The sequence below is a fragment of the Paenibacillus sp. 10L310 genome (assembly GCF_056395745.1).
This window is the reverse complement of sequence record NZ_JBFTKC010000018.1, coordinates 1-15,376: the sequence shown is the minus strand read 5'-3', so window position 1 is coordinate 15,376 and position 15,376 is coordinate 1. Positions and strand designations below refer to the sequence as shown.

Below are 15,376 nucleotides of genomic sequence, written 5' to 3'. Positions count from 1 at the left end.
TCCTTTTAGCTAAGTTCCGGTAAGGTAAGCCAGGAATTGATTCACAGGTTCATAGATCCAAATGATGATATAAAGCGGACTCGGGAATTCCCATAGATTCACCGCGATGACGCTGAATACGGTGGCTGAAAGTAACATCCCGCTGTATACAGCTGTTTCTTTCCATTGTTTGCCTCGAACGAGCTTGGGAAGATCGACCCACCCAATTAGGCATCCAACCACAACAACAGTGATGGAGAGTAGCATGATCTCAATCCTTTATTTGATTTTTGAATGAGTTGTCCAGTGCACCTACACGTCTAATTTGTATATTGGCTTCGTATTTGATCTCCAGATTGTCGAAATACTTGTCCCAATCGTTCTCAATTTTATTGAAAAATTTGGGGTCGACTTGATAGATCTCCTGGCCGAATCCGAAGATGTCCACATGATATTTACGGCGGACAGAATTGACGGTGCTTTGCATGAGTTCCTTAAGTCGTTCTTGGGATAGTTGTTCCAACTCGCGAATGGCTGTCATGGAGCCAATCTGCATGTCGCAATCTACTGAACCGATTGAGTTTACGGTATTAACCTTAATCTTGACTTGAGGTTCTCCTCCTACAACTTTACCTTTACGATCCGTGGATGCTCGAAGTATTTTTACCGTTACGACGCCTTTGCTCTTCGGACAGTCAATGTGTCCTACGGTAGATTTGACATTGCCTCGGATGTAATTGTATCCCTTCGATTCTGCTTCCGATAACCAGCCGATCAACTTATCCTTTTTGAAGACACCTAAACCCGTTGTGTTCAGTCTGGCAGAGGTGCGTATCGTAGATATATTTTCAGTGCTGCTTTTTTTGTTGAGATCCCCAAGAATTTGAACCCCTGTAATAACAGGCTGAATTCCTGGGGATAACATGTAATCGATAAGTTGGTCTCCCGTTACCGTCGTTGTTGGAGCCCAGGTTTTGGAGGAAACGTCAAGGGAACTAAACAGCTTCTCTGCCGGAATGTTATCCAGAGGTGTCAGCAAATCAAGCACTTCCGATGCTTTCGTATTTCGCGCGACCATCACATAATAGTCGGGACGAACGGTTGGTTCACGCAGTAGAGCTTCCATGACATCATAGATACCCTCTTCGCGGGCGAACTTTTCTCCAAACACAAGAATTCGGATATGAGACATGAAGATTTTTCTAGGGCTGGTTTCGGTGAGCTGTTGTATGGCTTCCAGCAGGGATTTGGCGGTGGCCTGGTATTGAGTTACAGACGTTCCCTTGGAACCAGATGACTTGGCTGATATTTCATTTGGAACCACAACTTGTGCGCTAACCCGAATCTGATCACCATCCTTGTCAACACCTAGACCGAGCATGATGCCGAGTTCATTCATTTCTTGGCGATCCCAGCATCCTGTAAGCAAAGGAAGCATGACTGCAAAGCACATCAATAAACGTAAGCTTTTATTCATATTTGGGTCTCCTGACTGAGTCAACGCTTGGTTTTCCTAGGTGTTTGTCTTGTGACATTCGATGATCCTGTGGATAACGGGCGGGTCTTCATGCGTGACCACGGCACACGAAAGATGGTGTCTTTCATATCTTTTTGAATATAAGGTGCAAAAGGAGACATGTAGGGCACACCGAAAGAACGCAAGCTGCAGAGGTGGGTTACCGTAATGAGTAATACAATCAGAATGCCGTAGAAACCGAAGGCTGCCGCCATCATCATTAGTACAAAGCGCAAGATTCGTACCGAGATGGACAGACCATTCTCCGGGACGACGTAGCTGGATATCGCAGTAATGGATACGATAATGACCATCGCAGCCGATACAACCCCTGCATCTACTGCAGCTTGACCAATAACAAGCGTACCGACAATGGACACAGCCTGGCCGACCGTTTTGGGTATCCGAATACCTGCTTCTCGTAAGATCTCATAGGTTAACTCCATCAACAGGGCTTCAATGAAAGCGGGAAAAGGGACACCTTCCCGCTGGGCTGCCAAACTGATAAGCAAATTGGTGGGCAACATCTCCTGATGGAACGTTGAAATGGCAATATAGAATGATGGGGATAGCAGGGCGATGAAAAAGGACAGATAGCGAATCATCCGGATCAATGTACTGATATCTGCTCGCTGATAGTAGTCTTCTGGAGACTGAAAAAAGTGTACAAACAAGGCAGGCACAAGTAATACAAAGGGTGTTCCGTCCACAATGATCGCAACCCGTCCCTCCAGCAGGGCAGCAGATACGGTATCTGGTCTTTCACTGTTATAGACGGTCGGGAAAACCGTCATCGTTTTGTCTTGCACCAGTTCTTCGATATATCCACTCTCCAGAATGCTGTCTATATCTATCTTATCCAGCCTTTGCCGGAGCTCCATCACGATCTCCTGATCCACGATATTCTCCAGATAGAGCACGGCAACTCGGGTCTTGGTAACCCGGCCAATCTCTCTCTCTTCAATCCAGAGATGAGGGTCACGGATTCGTTTGCGGATTAAGGAGGTATTTGTACGCAGATTCTCATTAAAGCCCTCCATCGGCCCACGAACAACGGTTTGGGAGATGGGCTCTCCAACGGAGCGATCTTCCCAGCCTGCAGCGCCAATCTTCAATCCTCGAACTGAACCTTCAATCAGCAAGACGGCTGATCCAGCAAGCATCGCATTCAGGATCTCATGCATATCCTCGACCAGCATGACATCACTGGCGGTCAGAATATCATTCTGAAGGTAACTCAGATGTTCATCATCTGATGAAAAGTCGGGTAGATCATGTCTTTGCAATAAAGATTCCATGATGGAGTGATTCAGAATCTGAACATCCACCAGTCCGTCGATGTACAGCATGACGGCAGGCCACTTATGTAAACATTGCAGGGGACGGATCATCAAGTCGGTACTATTCCCCATCATTTGCTTGCAATATTCCGTATTGTCGTTCAGATTTGGAGAAATTTCCTTATGATCTTTACGGTCTTGCACCGATGTACTCATCCCATTGCCCCCTATACATCCTATAATTGCAAGTTAGTATGACCTGAATGAATCGGGATTATCACATAAAAAGAGAATGGTTGCATATGAGTGGTATACAAAAGGAAGTTTGAGGTGAATCACAGTAGCGGAGGTGTTTTATTTCAAACAAAAAAAAGAGCCGCGCGGTTACGCAACTCCTTGCTTATTCTTATTATTTTTACTTTTGTCTTTGTCGAACTGGGGTTGGCTTGGATACGGTGGATCTTGCTGCCCATGCTTTGCGGTAACGATAGAACACGGCTACGATGAGCAATAGGCCGATTCCTCCCACGATATATGCTGCATATTGATGAGCCAGATGGAATACGGCGTTCCACTGAGGGCCAAATATTTTGCCAATGCCCAGAAACAGTACAACCCAGAACAGTGCGCCTGAATAGGCGTAGAGAGCGAATTTGCGAAAGGGAACAGCGGCTATACCCGCGAAATACCCGGTGAAATGTCTTACTCCCGGAATGAAATAACCGATGAAGATTAAAGCATTACCATACTTGGCAAACCACTTTTGCGTTTTATCGAGCTTGTCCTGCTTCATCAGAAACCATTTTCCGTATCGTGTTATAAAGGGCAGTCCTGCTTTGGCTCCAATAAAATAAGTGATGGTCATGCCAATCGTTGTTCCCAGAAAAGCCAGTATGGTGAGGATTCCGAAGTCCAGATGCCCCTTGTAGGAGAGAAACCCTGCGTAAGCCATCGTTGTTTCACCAGGAAAGGGAAGTGCGATGAATTCAAGCAACAAGCCAAAAAACAATACGCTGTATCCGTAGGACCCAAACAGATGTTGGATCTTCTCAAGCAATTCCAATAGATTTCACTCTCCTGAATACGGGGTGGGAGCATGAATACTCTCCAAGGTGTTTTAATGTGTTCTGCCTGTTCATTATGCTACCTAATCTGAAGCGAAGAATCAATCAGGCTACATAGCAAATTGTGAAAAAATATTAAACAAAATCACGTCTTTTTTCAATGTAGCCTCCATATAATTCTAACAAATCTGCTGAAGTCTATCAGCAAATTACTAGAGACGGTGGAGGTCGATTCATAAATGGTACAGAGACCGGAATTCAGAATCAAAGAAAATGGGGGAAACTCTGCAACAACCATACATATGTTTTTAGCTGGACAGTGGTCTGTCATTCTCATGCGTATTGCGATACTGTTATGTGCATTTGCTGTATATGCAGGCACGGCCTATGCATCTGCTGCTTCCGGCTCAGGTGATCCAATCCCGGAAGATAAGAATATTCAAGACAAGGTAGTTTATCTGAGTTTTGACGATGGACCGGGTAACCATACCCGTGAAGTATTGGATATTTTGCGCAAGGAGAAGGTTTTGGCTACATTTTTTGTGCTGGGTGAGCAGGCAGAGCGGTATCCGGAGTTAATCCGTGGGCTTGTGGAGGATGGACATGCTTTGGGCAATCATACGTTTAATCATCAATACGAACAGCTGTACAGTGATTTTAAAGTGTTCTGGAAACAGATTAAGCAGACAGAGGAAGTGCTGGAGCGTATAACCGGTTTCCGTCCGAATCTGGTGCGAGCACCAGGCGGTACTTACGGGCATTTTGACCAGAGTTATTTTGATTTGCTCCAACTGGGTGGATACACCGTCATGGACTGGAACGTCGACAGTGGGGATTCCAAGCGTAGAGGTGTTCCGGCCAAAGAGATCCTCAGCAATTCGACCAAAGTACCTGCGGCAGCACGTTCGGTCATTGTCCTGATGCATGACGGTGGTGCACATGCTGAAACGGTAAAAGCACTTCCGGGTATTATCAAATATTATCGTGATCATGGATATCGTTTTGACACCATAAAGAGTACGGATCAACCAGTTCAATTCCGTGTACATCCAGATGGTAAGTATAAGGCCCGCAAGGCGCCAGGAAAGGCCTGGATCGCAGAGCATGTAGAAGCGAACGCGACGTTATGGCTTGCAAGCAAGAAGTTGAAGGTAGAGGTGGGATTGGTTGCAGCTACCTTGCAACCGGGCGAGTTCCGCATGGAGGGGCAGCGAATCATGGTGCCATTGCGTACTTTCATGAAAAAATTCGGGGGCAGCACTCGCTGGGACTCTGAAACAAGGACGGCCATAGCAGTATGGAAGGAAAGAACGATTCATGCAGACAGTGTGAGCGGAACACTGACAACTACAGGGGCAATTGAAACGGACGCAGTACAGAGTCAGGGTGGAACCATCTGGGTTCCGTTACGTGAGTTACTGGAGCAGATGGGGTTGAGGGTGAATTCCTTAACCAGTAATGAAGCAGAGTGGACGGTGAAGGCAGGCACTTCCAGATCCATTTCGGCAATGAACAGTATATTTAAGTATAAAATGATCTGAAGAAAGTCATTCTTGCAGGACTATTCTCTCTACTTCCGGGCAACACTGAATCATAGATTACTATGGTTCAGGAATGCTGATGAACGGAAGGAGATCAGAGAAATGTCTTATATCCGAATGGAACATGAACATGCTGTTGAATTGTTAAACAGGGTCATGAAGCGTGTTGAGAGTGTGATTATTGGCAAAAAAACAGAGATTCGTTATGTCCTCACTGCAATGCTCAGTGGGGGGCATGTACTTCTGGAAGATGTGCCGGGTACCGGGAAAACGATGCTGGTTCGTGCCGTTGCTTCTGCACTGGACTGCTCCATGGGCCGGATTCAATTCACGTCCGATGTCATGCCGGCAGATGTTACGGGCACTTCAATCTATCATCCACATACAGCTGAATTCAAGTTTCGGCCCGGGCCTGTCATGTCCAACGTTGTCCTGGCTGATGAAATAAATCGCGCATCACCACGCACTCAGTCTGCCCTGCTGGAGGCAATGGAGGAACGACGTATTACCGTTGATGGCACTACCTATGCCTTGCCACGCCCGTTCTTTCTGCTGGCGACACAGAATCCGTTACAGTTCGAGGGTACGTACCGTCTGCCTGAAGCGCAGCTGGATCGATTTATCATGAGAATTGGACTGGGGTATCCCGATCCGGAACAGGAATTGGAATTGTTAACCCGCATGCAAGGTAGAGAAGCGCTTGATGAACTTCGCCCTGTGCTGCTTGCTGAAGAGGTCGTAGCCATGCAGCGTGAAGTCAAACAGGTACATGTTGATCCGGTCGTCAAACAGTATCTGGTGGCCGTTGCTGTAGCCTCTCGCAGCCTTCCGGCGGTCAGATTGGGCATCAGTCCGCGTGGAACACTGGCCTGGATGGCTGCGGCGCAGTCATTTGCCTATCTTCAAGGGCGCAGTTATGTCATTCCGGATGATGTGAAAGAGGTAGCTGTGCCTGTCCTTTCCCACCGTATTCAATTGAAGGCCCAGAACAGAGCGGAGGTTTGGGGGCAAGTACAAGTCATTGAAGAAGCATTGTCATCGGTCCCGGTACCTGTACAGATGGCATCACAGGGAAGGGGACGGAGGCAATGACTGCGCTGGGACAACGGATTGTGAGTGCTGTCTTGGTGGTGGCTTTTGCTTCCTTGTATCAGTGGCATGGGGGCAAAGCGGCGTTGTTTCTATCCGTTATAGCTTTCTTGATGTTCACAGGAGGTCTGCTTCTCCATTGGTTCGGACCCCGGCGTATTCACATCCGTCGGAAAATACACACGAACCGGATTGAGGCAGGCGAGCAGGTACGGGTTCTAGTCGAACTGGAATTCAATTGCCGTATTCCATTGTTATGGATCGTTCTGTGTGAGAACACACCTGCAGGTGTTCATCGCAAATTGATTTTCCCGGGAACACGGCGACAATTTTCCTATCAATATGAATGTTCCGGGTTACGCAGAGGAGTTTACAGATGGGATACGGGCAGATTGTACTGGGGTGATATGTTTGGCTGGAATACCCTCTCCGCAGAGACCGCGGGAGGTACCCCCTTGATTGTTGTTCCTCAAGCAACAGCTTGGGGGAAGGGTGATTCGGTAGAATTCGCAGCGATGATCGAAGGGACTCTGTCAGAGCGAAGAAATAGCCAGGGTAACCGTAGCCCTGAGTTCCGTGAATATCAGCAGGGTGACCCACTGGGACGAGTTCATTGGAAAAGTACAGCCAAAACGGGAAAACTTCAGACCTTTCTGCCTGATACCACGGATCTGGCTTCGCTCGGCATCCTTGTGTATGAAGGCGCGTCGGGTTATGACGTAAAACAACGGGAGAACATGGATGCACCTGCTTTTGAACGAGTGGTTCGTGCAGCTGCCCGCTGGATTCATACCGCTGAACGGGATGACATTCCTTATCATCTGTGGATGGAAGGCGGCGATAAGAACTATGATGCACAAGATCAATGGAAACATGGGCCGTTCCATGCAGATGATGAGAATCATGGACTGGACAAGTTAGCGGGGGCACGAATATCCAAAGTACAATCAGGCTCTGTTTCGCTTCGAACGGAGATGCTGGATGGACTAACGAGCGGGTCGCGAATTGTGGTACTCACAGGTAAGATGGATCAGGTTCTGGCCGAATGGATCATAACTGCAATCGGGTCGGGTTATCGTGTAGAGGTGCAATTGACTGAAGCAAACCAGAATCAAAACCAATTAGGATCAACGGATAGATTGATGAATGGATTGGGATATGACAGCTTAAGTTTGGAGCGGCTTCGTCACAGCGGGGTGCCGATCCACGCGGTTACAGACGTTGCGTTATCTTCATTGGGAAAGGTGGAGGTAACGGATGTGGGAGCGTAATGGTAACCAGCAACCCAATTCCACTGTGGCCGACTTAGAGTCAACGGACCGTACGAGAATAGAATCGGCCTATTCCGTCTATAAAGCTGTGAACCAGAATTCTGTGACGGACATAAAGGATGAGGGATATGTTAGCGTACCTGTCCTGTACAAAATTTTTATTTCGGCCATTTTACTTATACTGTCTCTGGAGTGGATATATCCGGTTACATCATCAGATCAGCAGGGCAGTGAACGGTTCTTGTCCGTAATGGCGGGATTAACGGGAGCATTGTTGCTTGTGGGGTTGATTCGTACAGGATGGATCACCGGAGTACTGATCCGATTATTCATTGCAGTCGCTGCTTTATGTCTGATGTACGGAGGAAGTGATCCTGTCCGTTGGGCCGTCGCGTATCCGGGAATATTTTCAGCGGATATGGACACGTTTATAAATAACTGGCGATTCCACTCGATTAGTACAGAAACGAGAGGTTTGTTCATGATGTGCGGCTGGAGCATGCTCATGGCTTCTGTGCAATCCCTTGTATTGTTACGTCGAAGCGTTATGCTGTTTGGCAGTGCAACGCTGCTTTATTTGCTTTTGCTTGAATCCTTTGCGGGGCTGGATGTGTATGCTTCTGTAATAAGGTCTGTCCTATGGACTTTTCTTATTCAGGCTCTGCTCCAGCTATTACGTCTCAATGGAGGAGTCACTACTCCGAGTTATCGCGGCAGCCCCTATGGCCGTTGGAGTGCAGTAACTATCGTTGTTTCCGCAGGTATGGTGCTTCTCTCCGCGTTACCTGGCCAGTTTGCTTCCATTTCTCAACCGGAACGCATATCTTTGGAGCAGATGGGTGAACGCCTAGCTCGCTGGGCAGGTTATACACAGAACAGTAGTATCCCTGCTGCAACGGCAGTCACGGGATATAGCACAGCGGACGCGCCTATGGGAGCACCGTTGGTGCAGGGGAATTCCATCTTTTTTATAGCGAAAAGTCCGAAAGTAACGTATTGGCGAGGGGAGACCCGTTCATATTATAACGGTAGTACTTGGAGTGAACCGGGTCAAAGCTTCGAAACGGCAAGTCCATCCGGAATGCTGCGTGCTGATGGTTGGGAGAATCCAACCTATTGGAGTCGCATTCGCCAAACCGTTACGATGCAGCGAGAGTGGAAAGGGCCAAATCCACTTTTTACCGGGGGCATACCGGTCAACGTATCGTTCCAGGATAAGAACAAGGATAATCAGGAAAATATGTTTTCTTTGCTGTCTAATCGCGATTCAGCAACATTGTGGCTCGCGAGCTCAGGGGACGACAAGATGGTTAAACATTATTCGGCAGACGTCATGGTTCCTGTCGCAACACCTGAACAGTTACGTCTGCTTGAGGACACGAATAAAGGGAAAGATCCGGCAGCCATTCGGAGGGACTATCTACAATTGCCTACATCACTCCCTGGTCGAGTGCAGACGCTTGCCAAGGAAATCATTCAAGGCAGTGAGACCAGGTATGACGCTGTGCAAGCTGTAAAGACTTATCTGGCTGCTCATGCCGAGTATACGTTGGATACCCGTATGCCACCGCGAGGAACCGATTTTGTGGACGATTTTTTATTCGTCACCCGGCAGGGGTACTGCAATCATTTCTCCACAGCTATGATTGTGTTACTTCGTTCGGAAGGTATCCCCGCACGTTGGGTTAAAGGCTTTGGCCCCGGTGTTGCTGACCCGGATGTGCCCAGTCAGTATGTGATTTCACAGGGAGATGCACATTCCTGGGTAGAGGTGTATTTTCCGGGTGCAGGCTGGATGCCGTTTGAGGCCACGCCTGGATTCACCATGCCGCAAGGCGCGGACGAAGGTGTCGCAGCGCTCGCCGGGCCGCAGCCTGGTGCGGAGACTCCGCCGTATATGAGCGGCGGAGTGGGTTACGCGGGCGCATGGCTGCTCGCCCGCGCACGGGCCATTGCCGCGGAGCCGTGGCTCGCGGCAGCCTTTGTGGCAACGGCCCTGTTGGGCGCCGCTGCTCTGGTCCGCATGCGGCGGCTACGCCCCGCGCTGCGGATAGGGCTGCTACTGGCGTGGCCACGCAGCAGCTTTCCAGACCGCGAGCGGTTGCTGCGCGCCGCCGCTCCGGTCTGGGCCGCGCTCGCGCGCCGGTACGGCCCGCGGCCGCCGGGTATGACGCTGCGTGAATATGCAGCGTCACCGGCTTTGGCCGCAGGCGCGGACGGCGTGGACATCGCGCGGTTTGCAGCCGACTGGGAACGGCTGCTGTACGGGCCAGACCGTCCGCTGCGCGCGGACAGTCTGAACTTCCTGCGCCGGGCACTTCGTTTGGCCCGGCGGTTGCAGGCGTTGTAACACCAGGATGTTACAACGTTACACCAAAGATGCGAAGCAGCTGCCATACAATCGCTATCGCTTTCCAATAGAGCTTGGCCACTTGTGGGCAGATGAAGATCGCCATTGCTGGCGCACTGTTATCTAAATGCAGCGTTTGGTTCATCGCTGAATGCTATACATAAGACGCCTTTCGCGCTGCGCTGCGAATGAGGCGTCTTTCCACGATCATACACTTGAACCAGCATCTTGCTACCAAGCTTTTCTATTCGAAATTTCATATTTAGAGGCATTTGGTAATCCTGTTTTGATATGTCGAAAAAAGGAGTTTCGCCTTTCCTTGACGGTATGTTTTGTCGTTGCGTATAATTAGTTTCATTGAATTGAGGGAGGCACGGTTATGAATAAACAGAATGAAATTGTAGTTGTCCTTGACTTCGGGGGTCAATACAATCAGTTAATCGCCAGAAGAATCCGGGATCTTGGCGTATACAGCGAGCTTTTGCCGTATAATACACCGGCGGAAAAGATCGCAGAAATAGCACCAAAAGGAATCGTATTTTCAGGTGGTCCGTCCAGCGTATACGCTGAGAATGCTCCACACGTGGACCCAGGTGTCTATGACCTAGGCTTGCCAATCTTCGGTATCTGCTACGGAATGCAGCTTATGGCCCAGCAACTCGAAGGTAAAGTAGAGCGTTCCGAGAAGCGAGAGTACGGTAAAGCAGACCTTGAGTTTGCCGCTGGATCTACATTGGCAAAAGGCATTGAAGGCGAACATACGGTATGGATGAGTCACGGTGACCACGTGGTTACACTTCCTCCAGGTTTCAAACTGGATGCAGGCACGGAAAGTGCGCCAATCGCTGCCATGAGCGACGATGAGCGTAAATTGTATGCTGTTCAGTTCCATCCGGAAGTACGTCACTCTGTTCGCGGTAACGACATGATTCGTAACTTCCTGTTCGAAGTTTGTGGTTGCGAAGGCAACTGGACGATGGAGACATTCATCGATGACACGATCAAAGACATTCGTGAAAAAGTTGGCGACAGTAAAGTACTGTGTGCGCTTAGCGGCGGTGTAGATTCTTCCGTTGTAGCTGCATTGCTTCACAAAGCCATTGGTGATCAACTGACATGTATGTTTATCGACCACGGTCTGTTGCGTAAAGGCGAAGCAGAAAGTGTAATGGAGACGTTTGTCGGCAAATTCGACATGAAAGTTGTCAAAATTGATGCTCAGGAGCGCTTTATGTCCAAGCTGGCTGGAGTGGATGATCCAGAACAAAAACGTAAAATCATCGGTAACGAGTTTATTTACGTATTTGACGAAGAGTCCAAGCAGTTCGATGACTTTGCATTCCTGGCACAAGGTACACTTTACACGGACATCGTAGAAAGTGGTACAGCGACTGCACAGACCATCAAATCCCACCACAACGTGGGCGGTCTGCCTGAGGACATGAACTTCAAACTGATCGAGCCACTGAGCACGTTGTTCAAGGATGAAGTACGTAAAGTCGGTACCGAGTGTGGCTTGCCGGACGAAATTGTACACCGTCAGCCGTTCCCTGGTCCGGGTCTTGCGATCCGTGTTCTTGGTGAGGTTACCGAAGAGAAACTTACCATCGTTCGTGATTCAGACTACATCCTGCGTGAAGAGATTGCCAAAGCCGGTCTCGACCGCGAAATCTGGCAGTACTTCACAGCCCTGCCTAACATGAAGAGTGTCGGCGTTATGGGTGATGCACGTACGTATTCCTACACTGTAGGTATCCGTGCTGTAACATCCATCGACGGTATGACTGCGGACTGGGCACGTATCCCTTGGGATGTGCTGGAGAAAATCTCCGTACGGATCGTTAACGAAGTTGATAACGTAAACCGTATCGTCTATGACGTAACTTCCAAACCACCTGCAACAATCGAGTGGGAATAGGGTATAGACTCTTAACGATAGATTATAAAAAATGCTCTTTTATCTGCGGTATTTCGCAAATAAAAGGGCGTTTTTTTTATAAGAAAAATATTGTGATCAAATTTTTGTAGGACTTTTTTTTACAAGTAATAAACTCTCAAAATTAATCCCATTTTAAAGTTCACTTCATGATCCTTTCAGGTCGGGCCTGTACAATAAGTACATACTAAGAGCTATATGGCTACTGAAAGGAGAATTGAATGTATGCGTAAAACCGACTATATGAGCAAATGGAAGATGGGCATTGGAAGTGCGTTTCTGATGGTGATGCTGGCAGGATGCGGTTCAGGTATGCAAGACCTGGCTTCCGGTTCGGGGGACTTTCCATTTGTGAACTTAGAGGCAACGGATGCTTCTTCCGATCAGTCCAGCAACCATGAGTTATCCTCTGACTCAACAACAAACACAAATCAGGAACAACAAGAGATACAGGATGCTCCGCAGACAGAGATATAATTAACATAGGACTGATCCGGTAAAAAGTAGTTCCGGAACATGTCGCAAATTGCTCCATATACCTAATGAGTATAAGTCTTCGGAATACGAGATATCGTTATTCCTAGATCATCATTCACCTGATTGCTAAAACGCATCAGAAATATAAGCTAGCCTGATTAGAGCGCTTCTGCTCTTTGATCAGGCTAGCTTATTATATTATCCTTCGGAACTTTCAGTCTGAAAGAATGGACATATCCCATTGAGATTACACCGAAAAAAGCGTATTCAATTGGGTTGTAAACCGCTGAACTGGTTCAATCTGTTAAATAATACGAACGATATTCTAAAAGCGTGATATTAATATTCGTTTTTCTCATTGACAAAAACATACTGCCCTCCTAAAATAGTGATGGGAAACAAACAAATAGCGCATACTTATTCGTATAATCCTGGGGATTGGCCCGGGAGTCTCTACGAGATCACCCTAATGATCTGGCTACGAAGAGGAGAAGCTAAGCACATGAATTCTACATGATTGCGGGGACATCACGCACATTAGAATTTTTTTTGTTCTTAGTAAAGGCATCATGCCACTCCTTGTCAGCTGAACCCTGGGTGAAGAATCTTCATCAGGGTCATTTGTCGTTTTTCAATATGGCTTCAACATCTCTAAGGGGGAGTTAGTAATTATGGATCGTTTCTTTAAATTAAAAGAAAACGGAACAAACGTTAGAACGGAGATTGTTGCGGGTCTCACTACGTTTATGACAATGGCTTACATTCTTTTTGTAAATACGTTGTTCTTGGGACAAGCCGGTGCGGGGATGTCAGATAATGCAGTATTTTTTGCAACAGCAGTCGGCGCCGGATTAATGACTATTATTATGGGATTGTTCGTGAATATTCCGATCGCACTTGCACCAGGTATGGGGCTTAATGCGTACTTCATGACTGTTGTTCTAAGTTCGAATGGAGCGATTACTTGGCAAGCAGCTCTGGGAGCGGTATTCCTTTCCGGTATCGTGTTCATTATTTTGACCGTGACGAAGATTCGTCAAATGCTGCTTGTTGCAGTTCCGCAGTCGATCAAAATGGCCATTACGGTGGGTATCGGTCTCTTTATTACCATTATTGGTTTCAAACTTGCTAATCTCGTGGCTGTAACAGTTAATGTTGCACCAGACGCAGATCTGAGTCAGCCGATTCCAGGTAGCAGTTTTAACTTGTCATTGGGCAACTTTGTAACACATCACGATGTGTTGCTGGCCCTGATTGGTTTGCTCCTTATTGCTATTCTGATGGTTATGCGCGTCAAAGGCGCTCTGCTGATCGGGATCGTAGCAACAACGCTGATTGGTATTCCGATGGGCGTTACGAATCTGAGTGGTCTTTCAGGCGCAAGCTGGTTGCCTAACTTCAGTGATCTGGCGGTTGGACAGCTGGATTTGAAAGGTGCCATCAGTCTGGGATTGTTTGAGATCATCTTCATCTTTACCTTCGTTGAATTGTTCGACACGTTTGGTACGATGGTAGGTACTGCAACACGTATGGGGATTATGAAGGATAAGAAAAAAGGCGAGAAAACGATCGGTAAAGCGATGCTCGTCGATGCAGTTGGTGTCAGCGCAGGTGCTGCACTGGGTACAAGTACCATTACGGCATACGTTGAAAGTGCTTCAGGTGTTGAGGCAGGTGGACGTACAGGACTGACTTCGGTAACGACAGGTTTGTTGTTCATTTTGGCCCTGTTTATCGCACCGCTTGCGCTTGTTGTTCCATCAGCTGCGACGGCTCCGGCATTGATCATCGTGGGTGTACTTATGATGAGTCAAGTGCGCAGCATTGAGTGGGATGATTTCCTGCAAGCTTTCCCTGCATTCCTTACCATTGTATTGATGCCTTTCACAGGTGGAATCGCAAACGGAATCTCCGCAGGTATCGTATCTTATGTGATTCTGGCGGTGTTCAGTAACTTGGTTACAGAGCGTAAAGTGAAAATTCACTGGCTTATGTGGATTTTGGCGCTCATTGTAGTTTGCCGATACGTATTTATTGGCGGGGAGTAAGCGTACATTAGGTTTAATGAAGAATACGGAGATAAGTTTGATACCTTATATATGAAAGAAGCGGAAGCCACGGGATTTAAACCCGGAGCTTTCGCTTTTTTTGTATTCTTTTCTTGAGCAAAATGAATTTCAAAAATGTTTTCCTTCTATATAGAAGGAATGAGTATAATGATTTATGATTTGTTGGTTGTTTATCCAATGAAATTATCGGTTAATAGGTTCTATAACGCGATGAGTCTGTACTGTATACAACTTGATTTCTCTATAATTGGATTAGGAACCTTTTTTAATTACTCCGATCATTAAAGTTAGTGCGCAGATGTATCATTTAGCTGGTTATAAGGAGATACTTGTTAAAAGGTCTACAGGGTACTCATTGTATAAGAATTTAATGTTTATCTAAAAAAGACTTGCGTTCCATAACTGTACATGGTATATTCTATTTCCGGCCAAAAAAAACACGAGATAACGGTGCGGCAAGCGATTGAAATAAGCTTCGAAAGAAACTTAAAAAAAGAGCTTGCAAAGTTGGTTCGGACATGATATTATATAAGAGTTGCTGAAGAAAACGGCATTCGGTAATGAAATAAGTTTGATCTTTGAAAACTGAACAACGAGTGAGTAAACATTCTGCTTGCAGAATGAACGCGAAAGTTTGAGACAAGCCTTGGCTTGGATCGACTGGAGCACAAATGAGATTTTTAATCTCGTCAGATTCAAAATGAGCTTATCGCTCTTTTCAATACTTTATTGGAGAGTTTGATCCTGGCTCAGGACGAACGCTGGCGGCATGCCTAATACATGCAAGTCGAGCGGACTTGAAGA

At 47.2% G+C, this 15,376-nt stretch carries 12 protein-coding genes, 1 rRNA gene and 1 riboswitch; of the genes, 8 read left to right on the top strand and 5 right to left on the bottom strand.

The features are described from left to right. Positions 1-9: 9 nt before the first annotated feature. From AC1DE7_RS25980 to AC1DE7_RS25965, 4 genes are all read right to left on the bottom strand, one after another. Positions 10-246, bottom strand: coding sequence for a hypothetical protein (locus tag AC1DE7_RS25980; RefSeq protein ID WP_340983500.1), 237 nt, complete (start codon positions 244-246; stop codon positions 10-12). 4 nt (positions 247-250) lie between these two features. Then, entirely contained in the window at positions 251-1,456 is a 1,206-nt protein-coding gene (locus tag AC1DE7_RS25975; RefSeq protein ID WP_340983499.1) for a Ger(x)C family spore germination protein, read from the bottom strand. 20 nt (positions 1,457-1,476) lie between these two features. Next, positions 1,477-2,991 carry a spore germination protein gene (locus AC1DE7_RS25970; protein ID WP_340983498.1) on the bottom strand — a complete coding sequence of 505 codons (1,515 nt, stop codon included), beginning with the start codon at positions 2,989-2,991 and terminating at the stop codon, positions 1,477-1,479. A 199-nt stretch (positions 2,992-3,190) separates the two neighbouring features. Beyond that, complete coding sequence (locus AC1DE7_RS25965; RefSeq protein ID WP_340983497.1) at positions 3,191-3,838, bottom strand: DedA family protein; 648 nt, start codon at positions 3,836-3,838, stop codon at positions 3,191-3,193. A 240-nt stretch (positions 3,839-4,078) separates the two neighbouring features. Here AC1DE7_RS25965 and AC1DE7_RS25960 point away from each other — a divergent pair, with 240 nt between their 5' ends. From AC1DE7_RS25960 to AC1DE7_RS25945, 4 genes are all read left to right on the top strand, one after another. Further along, positions 4,079-5,380 (top strand): polysaccharide deacetylase family protein, encoded by a 1,302-nt coding sequence (locus AC1DE7_RS25960; RefSeq protein ID WP_477535491.1) that lies wholly within the window; start codon positions 4,079-4,081, stop codon positions 5,378-5,380. 102 nt (positions 5,381-5,482) lie between these two features. Next, positions 5,483-6,472 carry an AAA family ATPase gene (locus tag AC1DE7_RS25955; protein WP_076217185.1) on the top strand — a complete coding sequence of 330 codons (990 nt, stop codon included), beginning with the start codon at positions 5,483-5,485 and terminating at the stop codon, positions 6,470-6,472. Further along, complete coding sequence (locus AC1DE7_RS25950; RefSeq protein ID WP_477535490.1) at positions 6,469-7,740, top strand: DUF58 domain-containing protein; 1,272 nt, start codon at positions 6,469-6,471, stop codon at positions 7,738-7,740. Before AC1DE7_RS25955 ends, AC1DE7_RS25950 begins: the two co-directional genes overlap by 4 nt. Beyond that, positions 7,727-10,090 carry a DUF4129 domain-containing transglutaminase family protein gene (locus tag AC1DE7_RS25945; protein ID WP_477535489.1) on the top strand — a complete coding sequence of 788 codons (2,364 nt, stop codon included), beginning with the start codon at positions 7,727-7,729 and terminating at the stop codon, positions 10,088-10,090. Before AC1DE7_RS25950 ends, AC1DE7_RS25945 begins: the two co-directional genes overlap by 14 nt. Positions 10,091-10,100: 10 nt before the next feature. Here AC1DE7_RS25945 and AC1DE7_RS25940 read toward each other — a convergent pair whose 3' ends face one another. Then, complete coding sequence (locus AC1DE7_RS25940; RefSeq protein ID WP_405158482.1) at positions 10,101-10,235, bottom strand: hypothetical protein; 135 nt, start codon at positions 10,233-10,235, stop codon at positions 10,101-10,103. 234 nt (positions 10,236-10,469) lie between these two features. Between AC1DE7_RS25940 and guaA the strand changes: the two genes are divergently transcribed. The 4 genes from guaA to AC1DE7_RS25920 form a co-directional block, all read left to right on the top strand. Beyond that, entirely contained in the window at positions 10,470-12,008 is a 1,539-nt protein-coding gene (gene guaA, locus AC1DE7_RS25935; RefSeq protein ID WP_036668199.1) for a glutamine-hydrolyzing GMP synthase, read from the top strand. Between the two features lie 243 nt (positions 12,009-12,251). Then, complete coding sequence (locus tag AC1DE7_RS25930) at positions 12,252-12,503, top strand: hypothetical protein (RefSeq protein ID WP_477535488.1); 252 nt, start codon at positions 12,252-12,254, stop codon at positions 12,501-12,503. Between the two features lie 401 nt (positions 12,504-12,904). Then, a riboswitch (purine riboswitch) is annotated at positions 12,905-13,004 on the top strand. A 170-nt stretch (positions 13,005-13,174) separates the two neighbouring features. After that, entirely contained in the window at positions 13,175-14,551 is a 1,377-nt protein-coding gene (locus AC1DE7_RS25925) for an NCS2 family permease (RefSeq protein WP_477535487.1), read from the top strand. A 747-nt stretch (positions 14,552-15,298) separates the two neighbouring features. Further along, positions 15,299-15,376, top strand: a 16S ribosomal RNA gene (locus AC1DE7_RS25920); the annotation flags it as partial.

What these genes read in the sequence shown, in the direction of transcription:
- AC1DE7_RS25980 (WP_340983500.1), bottom strand. Translation starts at nt 246, where the DNA reads ATGCTACTCTCCATCACTGTTGTTGTGGTTGGATGCCTAATTGGGTGG.
- AC1DE7_RS25975 (WP_340983499.1), bottom strand. Translation starts at nt 1,456, where the DNA reads ATGAATAAAAGCTTACGTTTATTGATGTGCTTTGCAGTCATGCTTCCT.
- AC1DE7_RS25970 (WP_340983498.1), bottom strand. Translation starts at nt 2,991, where the DNA reads ATGAGTACATCGGTGCAAGACCGTAAAGATCATAAGGAAATTTCTCCA.
- AC1DE7_RS25960 (WP_477535491.1), top strand. Translation starts at nt 4,079, where the DNA reads ATGGTACAGAGACCGGAATTCAGAATCAAAGAAAATGGGGGAAACTCT.
- AC1DE7_RS25955 (WP_076217185.1), top strand. Translation starts at nt 5,483, where the DNA reads ATGTCTTATATCCGAATGGAACATGAACATGCTGTTGAATTGTTAAAC.
- AC1DE7_RS25950 (WP_477535490.1), top strand. Translation starts at nt 6,469, where the DNA reads ATGACTGCGCTGGGACAACGGATTGTGAGTGCTGTCTTGGTGGTGGCT.
- AC1DE7_RS25945 (WP_477535489.1), top strand. Translation starts at nt 7,727, where the DNA reads ATGTGGGAGCGTAATGGTAACCAGCAACCCAATTCCACTGTGGCCGAC.
- AC1DE7_RS25940 (WP_405158482.1), bottom strand. Translation starts at nt 10,235, where the DNA reads ATGAACCAAACGCTGCATTTAGATAACAGTGCGCCAGCAATGGCGATC.
- guaA (WP_036668199.1), top strand. Translation starts at nt 10,470, where the DNA reads ATGAATAAACAGAATGAAATTGTAGTTGTCCTTGACTTCGGGGGTCAA.
- AC1DE7_RS25930 (WP_477535488.1), top strand. Translation starts at nt 12,252, where the DNA reads ATGCGTAAAACCGACTATATGAGCAAATGGAAGATGGGCATTGGAAGT.
- AC1DE7_RS25925 (WP_477535487.1), top strand. Translation starts at nt 13,175, where the DNA reads ATGGATCGTTTCTTTAAATTAAAAGAAAACGGAACAAACGTTAGAACG.